Below are 17,592 nucleotides of genomic sequence, written 5' to 3' on the forward strand. Positions count from 1 at the left end.
CTTTTGTGAGTGAAAAGACAGGAAAGAGCGGCGCGGAATTTAAAGGGTGCGCGTCGTCAATTGAGGTAGGCATTAATGCACGAAAGCACTATGGAGGAGCTCTGGCGGACTTCGCACATCTCCGGTGGTAACGCCGGATACGTGGAAGACCTGTACGAGACCTATCTGCACGACCCAAGCGGTGTACCGGAAGAATGGCGCAGTTACTTCGACAGTCTGCCGCGAGTGAACGGCGGTGATGTCTCACATGCCGCTATTCGTCAGCATTTCGAACTGTTGGCGAAGCATCGTACCCGCCCGCTGTCCGCCCCTGGCGCCGGCTCTGTCAATATCGAGCACGAGCGCAAGCAGATCAAAGTTCTGCAGCTGATCAATTCCTACCGCCACCGCGGCCACAAAAAGGCCACCCTCGACCCGCTGGGCCTGATGGCACGCGAGCAGGTGCCGGATCTACAGCTGAACTACCACGGCCTCACCGAAGGCGACTTCGACACCACCTTCCAGACCGGCGATCTGTTCTTCGGCAACGGCGAAGCGACCTTGCGCGAGATCGTACAGGGCCTGGAAAAAACCTACTGTGGAACCCTCGGTGCGGAAATCATGCACCTGTCGAATCTCGACGAGCAGCAGTGGTTCCAGCAGCGTCTCGAGCGCAGCCTTTCCAAGCCCAGCTTCGGCAACGACATCCGCGTGGAAATCCTGCAGCGCCTGTCCGCCGCAGAAGGCCTCGAGCGCCACCTGGACTCCAAATACCCCGGCACCAAACGCTTCGGCGTGGAAGGTGGCGAGAGCCTGATCCCGTTGATGGACGCCCTGATCCGCCGCTCCGGCACCTACGGTGTGAAGGAAGTGGTGATCGGCATGGCGCACCGCGGCCGCCTGAACACCCTGGTTAACATCCTGGGTAAAAATCCGGCGGACCTGTTCGAAGAATTCGAAGGCAAGAAAACCCTCGATACGTCCGGCGACGTGAAATACCACCAGGGTTTCTCCTCCAACGTGATGACCCCCGGTGGGGAAGTGCACCTGGCGCTGGCCTTCAACCCCTCGCACCTGGAAATCTGTGCCCCGGTGGTGGTCGGTTCCGTGCGCGCCCGCCAGGACCGCCGCGGCGACAGCACCGGCGAGAAGGTGATGCCGATCAACATCCACGGTGACGCGGCGTTTGCCGGCCAGGGTGTGGTGCAGGAAACCCTGCAAATGTCCCAGACCCGCGGCTACTACACTGGCGGCAGCATTCACCTGGTACTGAACAACCAGGTGGGCTTCACCACCAGCAAGCGCGAAGATGCCCGTTCCACCGAGTACTGTACCGATGTGGCGAAGATGATCGACGCCCCGGTGCTGCACGTGAACGGCGACGATCCGGAAGCGGTGGTGCTGGCTGGTCTGCTGGCGGTGGACTATCGCTACGAGTTCAAGAAAGACATCGTTATCGATCTCGTTTGCTACCGCCGCCGTGGCCACAACGAGACCGACGATCCCTCCGGTACCCAGCCGCTGATGTATCAGGCGATCCGCAAGCAAAAAACCACCCGCACCCTGTATGCGGAAAAGCTGGTGGCGGAAGGCATCCTCAGCAAGGATGCGGCGGACGCGCTGGCGAACGATTACCGCGAGAAGCTGGACCGAGGCGAAGACGTGGCCACAGGTCTTGTGAAAGAGCCAGACTCCTCCATGTTCGTGGACTGGACGCCATTCCTGAACCACGAGTGGACCGCCGAGGGCGATACCGGCTTCCCGCTGACCAAACTGAAAGACGTAGCCAACCGCATGACCACGGTGCCCGATGGCATCGTGATGCAGCGTCAGGTAGCCAAGATTTACGAAGACCGCCGCAAAATGGCCGGCGGCGGCCTGGAACTCAACTGGGGTATGGCGGAAACCCTGGCCTACGGCACACTGCTGGAACAGGGCTACATGATTCGCTTTACCGGTGAGGATGTGGGGCGCGGTACCTTCTCCCACCGCCACGCGGTGCTGCACAGTCAGAAAGACGGTCAGACCTACATTCCACTGCAGCATATGTATGATGGGCAGCCGCGATTCGACATATACGATTCGCTGCTGTCTGAAGAAGCGGTTCTGGCGTTCGAGTACGGTTACGCCACCACCACCCCGAGATCCCTGGTGGTTTGGGAAGCCCAGTTCGGCGACTTCGCCAACGGCGCGCAGGTGGTGATTGACCAGTTCATCACGTCTGGTGAGCACAAGTGGGGCCGTATGTGCGGTCTGGTAATGCTGCTGCCGCACGGCTACGAAGGGCAGGGCCCGGAGCACTCCTCCGCGCGTCTCGAGCGCTTCATGCAGCTGTGTGCCGAGCACAACATCCAGGTGTGTAACGCCACCACCCCGGCGCAGATTTTCCACCTGCTGCGCCGTCAGGCAATCCGTCCGATGCGCCGCCCGCTGGTGATCATGAGCCCGAAGTGGATTCTGCGTCACAAGCTCGCGACCTCGACCCTGGACGAGCTGGCCAACGGCACATTCCACAACGTCATCCAGGATCAGGGTGTCGATGCCGCCAAGGTGAAGCGACTGATCCTGTGCTCCGGCAAGGTTTACTACCATCTGCTGGAAGCGCGCATGGAGCGCGAGCAGGAGGACGTGGCATTCGTGCGCATCGAACAGCTGTACCCGTTCCCGGACGACGAATTCCTGGCCGCGGTTTCCGCATTCAAGAACATCGAGAGTGTGGCCTGGTGTCAGGAAGAACCGATGAACCAGGGCGCCTGGTACTCCAGTCAGCACCACCTGCGCCGCCTGCTGAAAGAGGCGCACCCGAAGCTGGAGCTGGAATACGTCGGCCGCGCGGCCTCCGCTGCACCGGCGGCGGGCTACATGTCCACGCACCTGGAAGAACAGAACAAGTTCATCAATGAGGCGCTGACTGTCAACTAAGGCAGCAGTACAACGAAGAGCATGGGGCCGCGAAAAATGAAAAAGGTTTTTCCGGCGCCCAACAGAAATCTCAGGAAACAGGACCAATGACCATCGAGATTAAAGCGCCAACTTTCCCCGAATCCGTTCAGGACGGCACCGTTGCCACCTGGCATAAACAGGCAGGGGAAGCCGTGTCCCGCGATGAACTGATCGTGGATATTGAAACCGACAAAGTGGTGCTGGAAGTTGTTGCGCCGGCAGACGGCGTCCTCAGTGAAATCATCAAGGGTGAGGGTGAGACCATCCTCTCCAACGAAGTGATCGCCATTCTGACCGAAGGTGCCGCCGGTAGTACTGCTGCTCCGGCTCCGGCTGCGGAAGAAAAAGCCGCTGCGCCGGCACCGGCTGCTGCCGGCAGCGACAAGATCGCCATGCCGTCCGCCAAGAAAATGGCGGCCGAAAAAGGCGTGGACCTCGCTTCTGTCGAAGGCAGTGGCAAAGGCGGTCGCGTGCTGAAAGAAGATGTGATGAAAGCGGGCTCCGCGCCGGCAGCGGCTGCTGCACCGGCTGCGGCTGCTGCGCAGGTAGCGGTTGCCCCGGGCGAACGCGTCGAGAAGCGCGTGCCGATGACCCGTATGCGCAAGCGCATCGCCGAACGTCTGCTGGACGCATCCCAGTCCACCGCCATGCTCACTACGTTCAACGAAGTGAACATGAAGCCGATCATGGATCTGCGCGCGAACTACAAAGACCTGTTCGAGAAGACCCACAATGGCACCCGTCTGGGTTTCATGGGCTTCTTCGTAAAAGCGGCGGTGGAAGCGCTGAAGCGTTACTCCGCGGTAAACGCGTCTATCGACGGTGACGACATTGTTTACCACGGCTACCAGGACATCGGTGTAGCGGTTTCCTCACCGAAAGGTCTTGTGGTACCGATCCTGCGCGGTGCGGAGAACATGGGCCTGGCGGATATTGAGAACAACATTCGCGATATGGGTGTGCGCGCGCGCGACGGCAAACTGTCTATCGAAGAGATGACCGGCGGTACCTTCACCATCACCAACGGTGGTGTGTTCGGTTCCCTGCTGTCCACCCCGATCCTGAACCCGCCGCAAACCGCCATTCTGGGTATGCACAAGATCCAGGATCGCCCGATGGCAGTGAACGGCAAGGTGGAAATCCTGCCGATGATGTACCTGGCGCTGTCTTACGACCACCGCCTGATCGACGGCAAGGAAGCGGTTGGCTTCCTGGTAGCGATCAAGGAAATGATCGAAGACCCGGCGCGCATCCTGCTGGAAGTGTAATTCCTGCAATTTGAATTAGATGGAGCTGTGGCGGCTCTGCTGCCGCTGGTCTTTTCCGGGACACGCCGTGAATACGTCCCTGTAGGCTCTTCCGCGAGTGATCCGGCCGCTTCAACGCGGCGCCTACGGCCCATCTCGCGGAAGGTCCCGGAAAAGACCAGCGGCACCAGAGCCTTCGCATCGAAGCACTGTTGCTTTGAAAGAATTAAGCCTGCAATCACAGGCATCAGCGGCAAGAAGACCGCCTCAGGGAAAGCCGGGCAGATCCCCGGCGATGTGGATATGAATCCGCATTCGTTGAATCCACTCAAATTTGGAACAGACCATGTCAGAAAAATTTGACGTAATCGTAATCGGCTCCGGCCCCGGTGGTTATGTGGCCGCAATTCGCGCAGCGCAGCTGGGTCTGAAAACTGCCTGTGTTGAAAAATGGGTAAACAAAGAAGGCAAGACCGTCAACGGCGGTACCTGTCTGAACGTGGGTTGTATTCCCTCCAAGGCGCTGCTGGACAGCTCCTGGAAATACCACGAAGCGAAAGACGCGCTGGAAGTTCACGGCATCGAAACCGGCAAGGTAAAGATCGATGTCAAAAAAATGATCGAGCGCAAAGAAGGTGTGGTCAAGCAGATGTCCGGTGGTATCTCCGGTCTGTTTATGGCCAACAAGGTGACCTCCATCCAGGGTACCGGCAAGCTGCTGGCTGGCAAGAAAGTGGAAGTAACCGATAAAGACGGCAAAACCACCACCTACGAAGCGGACAACGTGATCCTGGCTTCCGGCTCTGTTCCGGTAAACATTCCGCCGGCGCCGGTAGACAACAAAATTATCGTCGACTCCACCGGTGCGCTGGAGTTTACCGAAGTACCGAAGCGTCTTGGTGTAATCGGTGCGGGCGTAATCGGCCTCGAGTTGGGTTCTGTATGGAATCGTCTGGGTTCCGACGTGGTTGTACTGGAAGCCCTCGACAGCTTCCTGGCCATCATGGATCAGCAGATCGCCAAAGAATCCCAGAAGATTTTCAAAAAGCAGGGCCTGGATATCCGCTTGTCCTGCCGTGTGACCGGCTCCGAGGTCAAGGGCAAAGAAGTTGTTGTGACCTACCAGGACAAGGACGGCAACGAGCACCAGGAAACCTTCGACAAGCTGATCGTGTGCGTGGGCCGTCGCCCCTACACCGAAGGTCTGCTGTCTGAAGACGCCGGTGTAAAACTGGACGAGCGCGGTTTCATCTACGTCAACGACCTGTGCATGACTTCCGCACCGGGCGTGTGGGCGATCGGCGACGTGGTGCGCGGCCCGATGCTGGCCCACAAAGCGTCTGAAGAAGGCGTGGTGGTTGCCGAGCGCATCGCCGGTCAGAAGCCGATGATGAACTACGACGTGATCCCGAATGTGATCTACACCCACCCGGAAATCGCTGCGGTTGGCCGCACCGAAGAGCAGGTGAAGGCCGACGGCGAACCCTACAACGTGGGTGTGTTCCCGTTCCTGGCGGTTGGCCGTGCGGTTGCTGCCAACGAATCCTCTGGCATGGTGAAGATCATTGCCCACGCGGAAACCGATCGTGTACTGGGCGCCCACATCGTAGGCCCGAGTGCTTCCGATCTGGTGCAGCAAGTGGCGATTGCGATGGAATTCGGTTCCAGCGCGGAAGACATCGGCATGACCGTATTCGGTCACCCGACCTTCTCTGAAGCGGTCAAGGAAGCGGCGCTCGCCGTCAACGGTCACGCCATCCACATGGCAAACCGCAAGAAGCGCTGATCAGCGCGACTCGCATGTCGGGGTGGATACAGAAATATCCGCCCCGGTTTCATTTCAGAGCCCGGATTTGTAATGAAGCACTTCGGGGCTTTGTCTAAAGGTGCAGAGCAATCTGCAATTGGTAAACACATTTCAAATGTGAATTGGTATTGACTATGAACTTGCATGAGTATCAGGGCAAACAACTGTTTGCAGCATACGGATTGCCGGTTTCCAAAGGCATTGCAGCGGAAACCCCGGCAGCGGCAGCAGCGGCAGCAGACGAAATCGGCGGAAACAAGTGGGTTGTAAAGGCCCAGGTACACGCCGGCGGCCGCGGTAAAGCGGGCGGCGTGAAGCTGGTGGACTCCAAGGCAGAAATCGAAGAATTTGCCAAGAAGTGGCTGGGCAACAACCTGGTAACTTATCAGACAGACGAAAAAGGTCAGCCGGTTTCCCGCATCTTGGTAGAAAGCTGCACCGACATTGAACAGGAACTGTACCTGGGCGCGGTGGTAGACCGCTCTACCCGTCGCATCGTTTTCATGGCCTCCACCGAAGGCGGTGTTGAGATCGAGAAAGTTGCGGAAGAGACTCCGGAAAAAATCCTGAAAGCCATCATCGATCCGCTGGTAGGTGCTCAGCCTTACCAGGCGCGTGAGCTGGCGTTCAAACTGGGCCTCGAAGGCGACCAGATCAAGCAGTTCACTAAGATCTTCCTGGGCCTCGCCAAGATGTTCAAAGAGAAAGATCTGGCTCTGCTGGAAATCAACCCGCTGGTCATCACTCCAGAGAAGAACCTGCACTGTTTGGATGCCAAGATCGTGATCGACAGCAATGCGCTGTACCGTCACCCGGACCTGCGTGAAATGCACGACCCGTCTCAGGAAGACGCCCGTGAAGCACACGCTGCCAAGTGGGACCTGAACTACGTAGCGCTCGATGGCAACATCGGCTGCATGGTGAACGGTGCCGGTCTGGCCATGGGTACCATGGACATCGTGAACCTGCACGGCGGCAAGCCGGCCAACTTCCTGGACGTTGGCGGCGGCGCGACCAAAGAGCGCGTAATTGAAGCGTTCAAAATTATTCTGTCTGACGAAAATGTGAAGGCAGTTCTGATCAACATCTTCGGCGGTATCGTTCGCTGCGACATGATCGCAGAAGGCGTGATCGGCGCAGTGAAAGAAGTCGGCGTTAAAATCCCGGTTGTTGTGCGCCTTGAAGGTAACAACGCCGACCTGGGAGCCAAGGTACTGAGCGAAAGCGGCCTGAACATCATCGCAGCGACCAGCCTGACCGATGCTGCAGAGCAGGTAGTAAAAGCCGCGGAGGGTAAATAATCATGTCCGTATTGATTAACAAAGACACCAAAGTAATCTGCCAGGGCTTCACCGGCTCCCAGGGTACTTTCCACTCCGAGCAAGCGATTGCATACGGCACCAAAATGGTTGGTGGTGTAACTCCGGGTAAAGGTGGTCAGACTCACCTGGGCCTGCCGGTATTCGACACCGTGAAAGAAGCGGTAGAAGCGACCGGTGCAGAAGCGTCCGTAATCTATGTTCCGGCACCTTTCTGTAAAGACTCCATCCTGGAAGCGGCCAACGGCGGCATCAAGCTGATCGTGTGCATCACCGAAGGCATTCCCACCATGGATATGCTGGATGCCAAGGTTAAGTGCGACGAGCTGGGCGTACGCCTGATCGGCCCGAACTGCCCGGGCGTGATCACTCCCGGTGAGTGCAAAATCGGCATCATGCCGGGTCACATCCACAAGCCGGGCAAAGTGGGCATCGTTTCCCGCTCCGGCACCCTGACCTATGAAGCGGTTAAGCAGACTACCGACTACGGTTTCGGCCAGTCCACCTGCGTGGGCATCGGTGGCGACCCCATCCCGGGCTCCAACTTCATCGACATTCTGGAAATGTTCCAGAACGACCCGCAGACCGAAGCGATCGTCATGATCGGTGAGATCGGCGGTTCTGCGGAAGAAGAAGCGGCTGCTTACATCAAGGCAAACGTCACCAAGCCGGTGGTTTCCTACATCGCAGGTGTTACCGCTCCTCCCGGCAAGCGCATGGGCCACGCCGGTGCGATCATCTCCGGTGGTAAAGGCACTGCCGACGAGAAATTTGCTGCTCTGGAAGATGCCGGCGTTAAAACCGTGCGCTCCCTGGCGCAGATCGGCGACGCACTGAAGGAAATCACCGGCTGGTAATTTCCCGCTGCGTGTTTGCTTTCGAAAACGGGTCTCATTGAGGCCCGTTTTTTTTTCGCCTGAATTTTGGCCCGGGAATGAAAGAGACCGATGCTCGAGCGTTCCATTTCGTGCCAGTTTTCCCGCGGATTTCTGACTGCGCACTTTCCCGAACCCCATTTTAGTGGCACTTTTGACCCATGGATTCAGGTCTCACCATTGGAGGCGAGCTTGTTGTTTCGATGGTTTTTTTTATTGGTTGGTATTTCATCTATCTGGAACTGTAGTGCAGATTCCGGGGCTGTTGTTTCTCGTGAGAAGGAAGGGAATATGTTCGGGGAGGAAAAGAAAAAAGAGACCTATGTGATTGCATCACCGCTGGCCGGCGTGCTGCTGCGGGATGGCAAGCCGATGGCGAATGCTCGTCTGTTGCGACGCCTGACCTGGAACGGCAATGAAGAAGGGATTTTGCAGGAGTTCTTTACTGATGATCAGGGGCGCTTTGAGCTACCGGTGCATGAGGAAAAATTGAGGTTGAATTTTCTGATTCAGTTTGTGAGTAAATCCACGGTTTACTCTGAAAACGAGAGTGATGAAAATTTGATCTGGTACAGCAGTAAATTGACCTCGGGTCTTTATTCTGAGCTCAATGATAAGCTAGGAGAGGTAATTTGTGATTTGTCCGATGAAAACATTGTTGTACATGGGACAGACTCAATTGTGCCAAATATTATGACTCGCTGTCGCTGGGAAGGTATGAAGCGAGCCTAAACTTGTAGATAGGAAGGGGGAGAAATGGAGGTTTCACCTAAGGATGCTGCTGATCTTGCGAACGGCGTTTATTCGGTTAATCAGGGGGACCCCGTAGGGTTGAAGATTTTTTTGTCGTCTCCTGTATTTTCACAGGAAGCCAATCCGAAGCTTCTCAAGGCATCAGTTGGTGGTAGGGTTTTCCGTACAGCTAAGGATGGGTTCGGTATTAGTAACCTTGGTGGGGCCCAATATAAAGGGCATGCCTTTTTGGTATTCAGAGGTACGACGGAGGCGAATAACAAGGCCGATTTTATAACCGATGCCCGCATAGGTATCACGATTTCAAAAGCCGGTTTGCCGGTACATGTCGGCTTTAATCACACTTTTAACAGCATGTTGCCGGAGATCCGCAACTTTCTTGCTGAGGCGGATATTACCGGGCCGGTGCACTGCATCGGCCACAGCCTCGGCGGTGCGGTGGCTTCCCTGGCGGCGGACTGGGTATCGAGAAATACATCGTACCCGGTGCGCTTGTATACGTTTGGAGCACCGCGTGTCGGTACAGATTGGTTTGTTAATCGGACGACAGTCTCTATTGGGCGTGAGAACATGTACCGTATTTATCACAAGACCGATCCGGTGCCGATGGTTGCGCTGTATCCCTTTATGCAGGCTCCCTACGGATCATCGGGCTTTTACATTCATTCACCAGAACCGTTGATTTCCGGGGCTGCTCACTCAATGAGCAAGTATGTCGAGTCTGTGAAAAATAAAGCCTGGAATCAGGTTGGAGATATTCCGGATCAGCCTTACGACGTTGAGGCTGCGGTCGAAGGTTGGCTCAAATCCAAATCCCTGGTCGACAGCAGTAGCCCGGCGTTCTGGCGTTGGGTAGATGCTGCCCTTATCTATGTGGTGAAAAAAGTATTGATGGGTGCGGTGCTTGCTTTGCAGGGGGCCTTTATCGGCGTTCTTACCGTAGCAGACAAATTCGCGATCATTCTCGAAAGAGGCTTACATCTCGCCGAGAGCATCAGCCTTTGGGTGGAACTGTTGATCCGAAAACTCTTGCAGGCGCTGGGCATGAAAGTGGAGGCCAGCAAAGAGGCCATCACCCGTTCGCTTATCCGGCAGGTACTGGTGCGGCTCATCGAAAAGGCCAATCGTGAAGCCCGCAACGCGCTGAGGAATCTGTGAGTTTTCTAATTCTTCTGGGAAAGCTGCTGGCGTCCTTCCTGTTGGGGATGGCGGTTTTGGTCGGTGCCCTAATGGCCAACCCGCGCTGGCACAGCGGCAACTACCGCCCCGCGGCGGGTTACGCCTCGGGGTTTATCTTTTTTATCGGTGGTCTGGCGGGGCTCTATTACCTGTGGGTGTAGTGCCGGTAATGGAGCCTGAGTGCCATCTGCGGTTTTGGCCGCGTACGGACCGCCATATCGTTGCCGTTGTTCGCTGCTATGCACTCAGCCCGCGTTACCGCCGGCCTGATTGCCTTCTTCCCGCAACTCGCGTGTGGGGCGGACTTCTATTGAGCCATAGCGCGCCGGCGGAATCTTCCCGGCGACGGCAATGGCTTCATTGAGATCCCGCGCTTCCAGCATATAGAAGCCGGCGAGCTGTTCCTTGGTTTCCGCAAAGGGACCATCCGTGGTGGTGATGCGATTGTCCCGCATGCGCACCGTGGTTGCGCTGCTGGTGGGTAGCAGGGGGCTGCCGGTGATGAAGTGGCCATTGGCAGTGAGGCTGGCAACACACTCCATACATTCCCGATTCAGGACATCCCACTCCTGTTGGGACATACGTTCCATGACCTTTTCATCGTAATAAACCAGTGCCAGATACTTCATGGGTTGCTCCTTGGATTAAGTTGAAGTTGTCGTGCGTTTGCAGTTGTTTCTCTAACTGGTCGATTTGCGGCCATCGAATTCGACAGGGGCGCAAAAAAATATTGAGACAGGTTTAATTCTCAGCCAACTCCGCCAGTCTGCGGTGGAGGAAGCGCTGTTCTGGTCCCTGCTGGGCCAGTGCAAGTGCGCGCTCGTAGGCGGCGCGCGCGTCGTCAAGATGGCCAAGGCGTCGACACAGGTCCGCACGGGCGGCGTGGGCCAGGTGATAGTCACTGAGCGCACCGCGGGCGAGCAGGGCATCGATGAGTTGCAGCCCCTGCTCGGCGCCATCGCGCATGGCGATGGCGACGGCGCGATTGAGTTCAACGATGGGCGACGGATAGCGCTCGAGCAGGGTGTCATAGAGGCCGACGATCTGCTGCCAGTCTGTGGCGTCCATGTTAGGCGCTTCCGCGTGAACCGCGGCAATGGCCGCCTGCAGGGAATAGCTTCCGAAGCGACGGCTGCCCAGTGCGCGCAGTACCAGGCCGATGCCCTCGCGGATCTGCTGCTGGTCCCACAGGGTGCGATCCTGCTGTTCCAGCAGAATCAGGTCCCCCTCGGGGGAGACGCGGGCGGCGCGACGGGAATCCTGCAGGAGCATCAGTGCTAGCAGGCCCTCCACTTCCGGATCTGGCAACAGCTGACTCAGCAAACGCGCGAGGCGAATGGCTTCGGCGGCCAGATCGTGCCGGAGCAGACTGTTGCCGCTGGAGGCGGAATAGCCTTCGTTAAAGATCAGATAGATCACGTGCAGGACCGACTGCAACCGCTCGGGCAACTGTTCCGGCTCGGGAACTTCGTAGGGAATCCCGGCATCGCGAATTTTTGCTTTTGCACGCACGATGCGTTGTGCCAGGGTGGGCGTGGACGTGAGAAACGCGCTGGCAATCTCTTCCGTGGTCAGGCCACACACTTCCCGCAGGGTCAGTGCCAGCTGCGCCTCCGGTGCGATGGCGGGGTGACAGCAGGTGAAGATCAACCGCAGGCGGTCGTCCTCGATCCCCTGTTCCTCCTCGTCCTCTGTGGCCAGCTCGGATTCCAGCTGCTCGGCGATATCTTCATAAGACACCGTAAAGCGCGCCCTGCGGCGAATCTGGTCGATGGCTTTGAAGCGTCCAGTGGAGACCAGCCAGGCGCGCGGGTTGTCGGGCACGCCATCGACAGGCCACTGGGTGAGCGCAGCAGTGAAGGCTTCGTGCAGCGCCTCCTCGGCCAGGTCGAAGTCACAGAGCAGGCGGATCAGGGTTGCCAGTACGCGGCGGGACTCGGTCTCATAGAACTGGTTGAGCCAGGTTCGGGTTACCGGGGGCATAGATTCGCTCTTGTTATGGGCGCTGGTGCCGGTGTTATTGTCGATGTTCTTGCCGACGTGGGCGTTCAGATTCTGCAATGTTCCCGCAGAAATGCCACCACTTCCTGCTGATTTCCCCGGAATAGAATACGGCTGCCATTTTTCTCCAGCTGGTAGTCGTACATGGGATCGTAGTAGTCGTGCAGCAGGGCCGCGATCCACTCGCGGTGCTGGTCAACGGTGCCATCGCGCAATTGCTGGGTGAGTGCGGAGTGCATGATGGTATCGAGTTTCTGGTAGCGCTCTCCCCCGAGGCGACGGGTGATGTTGGCGAGATTGTTGCGCAGCGTCTCGGCAAATTTTTGCGCGCCGATTTCACCTCCGAATGTATTCTCGAACTCCGTGCAGAGATCGATCACATAGTCTTTCAGAATGCGCTCTATCCGGTTCTCCCGGCTATCTTCCAGCCACACCAGCGGGCTCGTTTGCATTGCCCGGTGCAGAGAGAGTGGCACCGAGCAACGGCCGATCAGGCGGCTTTCGTCCTCCAGCACAAATCGGTTGCTGCCTCTGTGGCGTTGTTTGAGAACGTCGATGGCGAGGGCATTCTCAAAGCCGATCTGCGGCGGTTGCGGTGACGCTTTTTTGCCAAAGCTGGAGCCGCGGTGATTGGCGTGTCCCTCAAGATCTACGGCGTTATCCAGTTGCGCGAGTACTTCGGTCTTGCCGGTGCCGGTCATTCCACCTACCAGGGTAAAGTCGCACTCGCGCGCGGCGCGTTCAATTTCCCCGATCAGAAAATGGCGCATGGCTTTGTAACCGCCGGTAATGCGGGGATAGGGGATACCCGCGTCATATAGCCACTGCTGAGTGATCTGGGAGCGCAGGCCGCCGCGAAAGCAGAACAGGTAGCCATCGGGGTGGACGCGTGCAAATTCCGCCCATGCATCCACGCGCGCCTCTTTCACCTTGCCACCGACCAGTTCGTGGCCCAGGGCAATGGCCGCCTGTTGACCCTGCTGCTTGTAGCAGGTTCCGACCTGCTGGCGCTCGCTGTCCGTCATCAGCGGCAGGCTGACCGCGTTCGGAAACGAACCCTTGTTGAATTCCACTGGTGCGCGCGTGTCGATCAGCGGCAGGTCATGCAGGAACATTTCGCGATAGTCGGCGCTGTCCTGTCTCAGGGGCGGCGGGCTCATACGACGATTACCGCGGGCGCTTCGCTATTACTCTTTGGCCCCAGTGTTCCTATGGCGGTGAGTGTCAGATCGAATTCGGCGGCCGCCGCAAGGAATTCCTGTTCGCCCTCTGCGGCGACGGCCACCAGCAGACCACCACTGGTCTGCGGGTCTGCGAGCAACAATTTCTGCTGCGCGTCCGATAGCTGCACCCTGTGCCCATAGCTGTCGAAGTTGCGCCCGGTGCCCCCGGGAATACAGCCCTGTTGCAGATAGTGCTCGACACCCGCAATTCGCGGCACCGCATCGAAGTTGAGTCTTGCGGTGAGCCCGCTGCCGTCTGCCATTTCCACCAGGTGCCCCAGCAGGCCGAAACCGGTGACGTCGGTCATGGCTTTGACTCCGTCGATGCGCGCGAAGCGGCTGCCGGGGCGGTTCAGGGTGCACATGAGGTCGCGCGCGACGCCCACATCCTCCGGCCTCAGCTTGCCCTGCTTGTCCGCGGTGGTGAGCACGCCGATACCCAGTGGCTTGGTGAGGTAGAGCCTGCAGCCGGCGCTGGCGGTGTCATTGCGCTTCAGCCAGCGCCTTTCCACAACGCCGGTGACGGCGAGGCCGAAAATGGGTTCGGGGGCGTCGATGGAGTGGCCGCCCGCCAGCGGGATACCCGCCGCGTCGCACACCGCGCGACCGCCGCGAATCACCTCCCGCGCCACTTCCGGCGGCAGCACATTTACCGGCCAGCCGAGGATGGCGATGGCCATCAGCGGGTCGGCGCCCATGGCGTAGATGTCGCTGATGGCATTGGTGGCGGCGATGCGGCCGAAGTCGAAGGGATCGTCGACGATGGGCATAAAGAAGTCGGTGGTGGATACCACGCCGCGCGTGTCATCCAGCGCGTAAACGGCGGCATCATCGCGGGAGGCGTTGCCCACCCACAGCCTGGGGTCGTCGATCTGGGAGCCGCTGCCGGCGAGAATCCGGTCGAGCACTGCGGGGGATATCTTGCAGCCGCAGCCGGCGCCGTGGCTGTACTGGGTCAGGCGAATGGCGGCGGGGGCTGCCGCAGCGGCTGGTGATTGACTCATATGGGCTCCGGCGGATGACTATGGCGCAAGTTTACTGGCTTGAGCCGGTGGATTTCATCCGCAGCGTTCCGTTGTGCACTATGTTTTTGTCTGTTTCTGCCCGCGCGTGCGGGCGGCGCTCCCGCAGGGAGCGGAGTCACAAATGAAATAGGCCGAAATAAAACGGAAACAGACGCGGAGGAACCAGCCGAGTGAGCAAAGATAAATCCAATCGCACGACCAACGATGCCGGCAATCCTGTCGCCAGTGATGAATTCTCGCTGACGGTCGGTGCTGACGGCCCCATCCTGCTGCAGGATCACTACCTGATCGAGCAGATGGCCAATTTCAATCGCGAGCATATCCCAGAGCGCCAGCCCCACGCCAAGGGCTCCGGTGCCTTCGGCCATTTTGAAGTCACGCACGACGTGAGCGCCTACACCAAGGCGGCGGTGTTTCAGCCCGGTACCAAGACCGATACGCTGATCCGCTTTTCCACCGTGGCGGGAGAAAAAGGCAGCCCGGATACCTGGCGCGACCCGCGCGGCTTTGCCCTCAAGTTCTACACCAGCGAAGGCAATTACGATCTGGTGGGCAACAATACCCCGGTATTCTTTATCCGCGACCCGATGAAGTTCCAGCAGTTCATTCGCTCGCAGAAGCGCCGCGCGGATTCCGGCCTGCGGGACCACGACATGCAGTGGGATTTCTGGACCCTGTCACCGGAGTCGGCACATCAGGTTACCTGGCTGATGGGAGATCGCGGCGTACCCAAAACCTATCGTCACATGGACGGCTTCTCCTCCCACACTTACATGTGGGTCAATGCCAAGGGCGAGCGCTTCTGGGTGAAATACCACTTCAAAACCGACCAGGGGATTGAGTTTCTCACCCAGCAGGAGGCGGACCGGATCGCCGGAGAGGATTCCGATGCGCACCGCCGCGACCTGTTCGAATCCATCGCCCGCGGCGACTATCCGAGCTGGACATTGCGGGTCCAGATCATGCCATATGAGGAGGCGAAGAATTACCGCTTCAACCCTTTCGATCTCACCAAGGTCTGGCCCCACGGCGACTATCCGCTGCACGAGGTGGGCAAGCTGGTGCTGGATCGCAACCCCACGGACTTCCACACCGAGATCGAGCAGGCGGCGTTCGAGCCCAGCAATGTGGTGCCCGGTATCGGCTTCAGCCCGGATAAGATGTTGCAGGGCAGGGTGTTCTCCTATGCCGATGCCCACCGCGCGCGTATCGGCGTCAACTACAAGCAGATTCCGGTGAACCGGCCCAAGTCCCCGGTGCACAGCTACAGCAAGGATGGCGCCATGCGGGTGGAGAACGTCTCGGATCCGGTTTACGCGCCGAACTCCAAGGGCGGGCCCAGCGCCAATCACACTTACACGGAAAAGTGGGAGGCGAGCGGCGAATTCATGCACGCGGCCTACACCCCGCATGCGGAAGACGACGACTTTGTACAGCCCGGCGTGCTGGTGCGGGAGGTGATGGACGACGCAGCGCGGGACCGCCTGGTTTCCAATGTGGTTGGGCACCTCAAGGCGGGCGTGTCCGACGAGGTCCTGAAGCGCGCCTTCGAATACTGGCGCAAGGTGGACAAAGACGTGGGAGACCGCATTGAGCAGGGCGTGAAGAAAAAGTAAGGCGATATGCGGGATCGGGGCGCGCCCGATCCCCCACGGAAAGCTGGGCCAGGAAACTGGCCCTGGAACTTCAGCTTGTCTGATTCAGGTCGTCGAACTGGTCGATCTGGCGCACCATCATTTCCGCCGCCTTGGCGGTGTTGTAGTCCATCACCAACTGCGGTTCATCGGTAAATACACCGTCGACGCCCATGGCGGCGACGAGATGCAGGTCGTGGGCGTTGTTGACGGTATACACGTAGCTTTTCAGCCCCCGCCGGCGGCCGTCCGCGATCATTTCCTGGCAGACGAAGTCCAGCCCTAGATGTTGGGAGTAGGCCTGCAGTGGCTCGGTGCTGGCGGCGAGGTCCAGTGGCACGCCATAGATAAGCACACCGCGGCGTACCTGAGGGATCAGTTTGAGGCACTCGTGAATCTGGCGGTGATCGAAGGACGACAGGATGTACTGTTCGTAGCTGGCGCCGTTGTCGCGGATGTAGGACTCGAGTTCCATTGCGGCGAGCGCCGCGCAGCTGGGGCCCTTTAGCTCGATATTGAGCTGTACGTTGTTGCCCACCAGTTCCAGCACTTCCCGCAGTGTCGGTACCTGTTCGCCGCCGGGTAGCAGCATCTGGCGCAATGCGGCGGGGGCCACCTCCGTCAGCAGCTCCTGGCCGGCGAGCAGTCGGCCCAGGCGGCGGTCGTGCTTCACGATCAGTTCCCCACCCACATTCCACACATCGATCTCGACGCCGTCGATATCAAATTCCAGCGCGTGGGTGATGGCCTGCAGGGTGTTTTCCGTGGCCCGTTTCGGGTAGCCACGGTGGGCAAAACAGAAGAGCGTATCGGTACTGTACATTTCGACGTCCACGGTGGCGGAGGCCTCCCCAGGGTGTACCAGAAGTATGAATGTGAGGTTACGGCAGTACCAAACTGCCGTCTCCAAATTCTACAGTGACGAGTGGGGTATGGTGCCAGAATGTAGCGGAATGGGGTCTATGACCCTTACTCGCCCGCCAGCGCGCGGTAGCGGCCGCGGTGGAAGATCAGGGGCTCGCCGCCGCTGGCGGAGAATTCCAGTACCTCACCGAGCAGGATGGTGTGGTCGCCGCCGTCGATGTTCTGTGCGCGGCGGCAGTGGAACAGGGCGGCGCAGTCGTCCAGTTGCGGGACGTTGCCCGGGCCTGCGTGCCATTTCACCTGTCCGAACTTGTCGGCGCCACGGCCGGCGAACAGGTTGGAGACGTGCTGTTGATCACCCTTCAGTACGTGCACCACAAAACGCTCGCACTGGGTGAAGGCGGCGTAACCCAGCGAGCCGCGGTCGATGCTCCACAGAATCAGCGCCGGGTCGAGAGAGACGGAATTGAAACTGTTGACGGTCATGCCCACCGGCTGGCCGTTGGCGTCGAGAGTGGTGACCACGGTGACGCCGGTGGCGAACTGGCCCAGGGTGTCGCGCAGGGCGCGGCTGCGCTCCGCCGGGGACTGCTCGGAACTGCCAGAATGGTCAATGCTGGCCTGGGCTGCGGAGTTGCTGGGTACCGTCATAGATCGATCAAAAGTTGTTCAATTTTTGTGCTGGAGGCCATTTTACGGGAAAAATGCCCACGTTGCGTGATTTTCTTTGGACGCACCGGCTA

At 58.8% G+C, this 17,592-nt stretch carries 15 protein-coding genes; 9 read left to right on the forward strand and 6 right to left on the reverse strand.

The features are described from left to right. Nucleotides 1-75 precede the first annotated feature (75 nt). The 8 genes from GNX18_RS01025 (at nt 76) to GNX18_RS01060 (ending at nt 10,263) form a co-directional block, all read left to right on the forward strand. On the forward strand, nt 76-2,901 hold the full coding sequence (locus GNX18_RS01025) for a 2-oxoglutarate dehydrogenase E1 component (protein ID WP_166214890.1): 2,826 nt from the start codon (nt 76-78) through the stop codon (nt 2,899-2,901). Between the two features lie 86 nt (nt 2,902-2,987). Then, a complete protein-coding gene (gene odhB, locus GNX18_RS01030) occupies nt 2,988-4,190 on the forward strand; it encodes a 2-oxoglutarate dehydrogenase complex dihydrolipoyllysine-residue succinyltransferase (protein ID WP_166214892.1) in 1,203 nt (400 codons plus the stop codon). Between the two features lie 325 nt (nt 4,191-4,515). Continuing rightward, the gene (lpdA, locus tag GNX18_RS01035) at nt 4,516-5,955 is read left to right on the forward strand and encodes a dihydrolipoyl dehydrogenase (protein WP_138235935.1); all 1,440 of its coding nucleotides are present in this window, start codon (nt 4,516-4,518) and stop codon (nt 5,953-5,955) included. Nucleotides 5,956-6,110: 155 nt separating this feature from the next. Next, nucleotides 6,111-7,277 (forward strand): ADP-forming succinate--CoA ligase subunit beta, encoded by a 1,167-nt coding sequence (sucC, locus tag GNX18_RS01040; protein ID WP_138235936.1) that lies wholly within the window; start codon nt 6,111-6,113, stop codon nt 7,275-7,277. Nucleotides 7,278-7,279: 2 nt separating this feature from the next. Continuing rightward, nucleotides 7,280-8,152: a succinate--CoA ligase subunit alpha gene (gene sucD, locus GNX18_RS01045; RefSeq protein WP_166214894.1), complete on the forward strand. Its 873-nt coding sequence runs from the start codon at nt 7,280-7,282 to the stop codon at nt 8,150-8,152. A 90-nt stretch (nt 8,153-8,242) separates the two neighbouring features. After that, on the forward strand, nt 8,243-8,902 hold the full coding sequence (locus GNX18_RS01050; RefSeq protein WP_166214896.1) for a DUF6795 domain-containing protein: 660 nt from the start codon (nt 8,243-8,245) through the stop codon (nt 8,900-8,902). Between the two features lie 24 nt (nt 8,903-8,926). Next, nucleotides 8,927-10,081 carry a lipase family protein gene (locus tag GNX18_RS01055; RefSeq protein ID WP_166214898.1) on the forward strand — a complete coding sequence of 385 codons (1,155 nt, stop codon included), beginning with the start codon at nt 8,927-8,929 and terminating at the stop codon, nt 10,079-10,081. Next, on the forward strand, nt 10,078-10,263 hold the full coding sequence (locus tag GNX18_RS01060) for a hypothetical protein (RefSeq protein WP_105101600.1): 186 nt from the start codon (nt 10,078-10,080) through the stop codon (nt 10,261-10,263). The genes GNX18_RS01055 and GNX18_RS01060 overlap by 4 nt, the downstream gene beginning before the upstream one ends. Before the next feature lie 84 nt (nt 10,264-10,347). Here GNX18_RS01060 and GNX18_RS01065 read toward each other — a convergent pair whose 3' ends face one another. The 4 genes from GNX18_RS01065 to selD form a co-directional block, all read right to left on the reverse strand. Further along, nucleotides 10,348-10,731 carry a YciI family protein gene (locus GNX18_RS01065; protein WP_166214900.1) on the reverse strand — a complete coding sequence of 128 codons (384 nt, stop codon included), beginning with the start codon at nt 10,729-10,731 and terminating at the stop codon, nt 10,348-10,350. Nucleotides 10,732-10,843: 112 nt separating this feature from the next. Beyond that, nucleotides 10,844-12,163: an RNA polymerase sigma factor gene (locus tag GNX18_RS01070; RefSeq protein ID WP_240914140.1), complete on the reverse strand. Its 1,320-nt coding sequence runs from the start codon at nt 12,161-12,163 to the stop codon at nt 10,844-10,846. Next, nucleotides 12,151-13,263, reverse strand: a complete 1,113-nt coding sequence (gene mnmH, locus GNX18_RS01075; RefSeq protein ID WP_205828027.1) for a tRNA 2-selenouridine(34) synthase MnmH — start codon at nt 13,261-13,263, stop codon at nt 12,151-12,153. The genes GNX18_RS01070 and mnmH overlap by 13 nt, the downstream gene beginning before the upstream one ends. After that, nucleotides 13,260-14,330, reverse strand: a complete 1,071-nt coding sequence (gene selD / locus GNX18_RS01080; RefSeq protein WP_166214902.1) for a selenide, water dikinase SelD — start codon at nt 14,328-14,330, stop codon at nt 13,260-13,262. The genes mnmH and selD overlap by 4 nt, the downstream gene beginning before the upstream one ends. A gap of 191 nt (nt 14,331-14,521) precedes the next feature. Here selD and GNX18_RS01085 point away from each other — a divergent pair, with 191 nt between their 5' ends. Next, nucleotides 14,522-15,967 (forward strand): catalase, encoded by a 1,446-nt coding sequence (locus GNX18_RS01085; RefSeq protein WP_166214904.1) that lies wholly within the window; start codon nt 14,522-14,524, stop codon nt 15,965-15,967. A gap of 70 nt (nt 15,968-16,037) precedes the next feature. Here GNX18_RS01085 and GNX18_RS01090 read toward each other — a convergent pair whose 3' ends face one another. Together GNX18_RS01090 and GNX18_RS01095 are read right to left on the reverse strand one after the other, a co-directional pair. Next, entirely contained in the window at nt 16,038-16,808 is a 771-nt protein-coding gene (locus tag GNX18_RS01090; RefSeq protein WP_240914141.1) for a glycerophosphodiester phosphodiesterase, read from the reverse strand. 146 nt (nt 16,809-16,954) lie between these two features. Then, a complete protein-coding gene (locus tag GNX18_RS01095; RefSeq protein ID WP_166214908.1) occupies nt 16,955-17,500 on the reverse strand; it encodes a flavin reductase family protein in 546 nt (181 codons plus the stop codon). Nucleotides 17,501-17,592: the final 92 nt, after the last annotated feature.

Origin of the sequence: Microbulbifer sp. SH-1 (assembly GCF_011326135.1) — a bacterium.
In the GTDB taxonomy this organism is placed as follows: domain Bacteria; phylum Pseudomonadota; class Gammaproteobacteria; order Pseudomonadales; family Cellvibrionaceae; genus Microbulbifer; species Microbulbifer harenosus.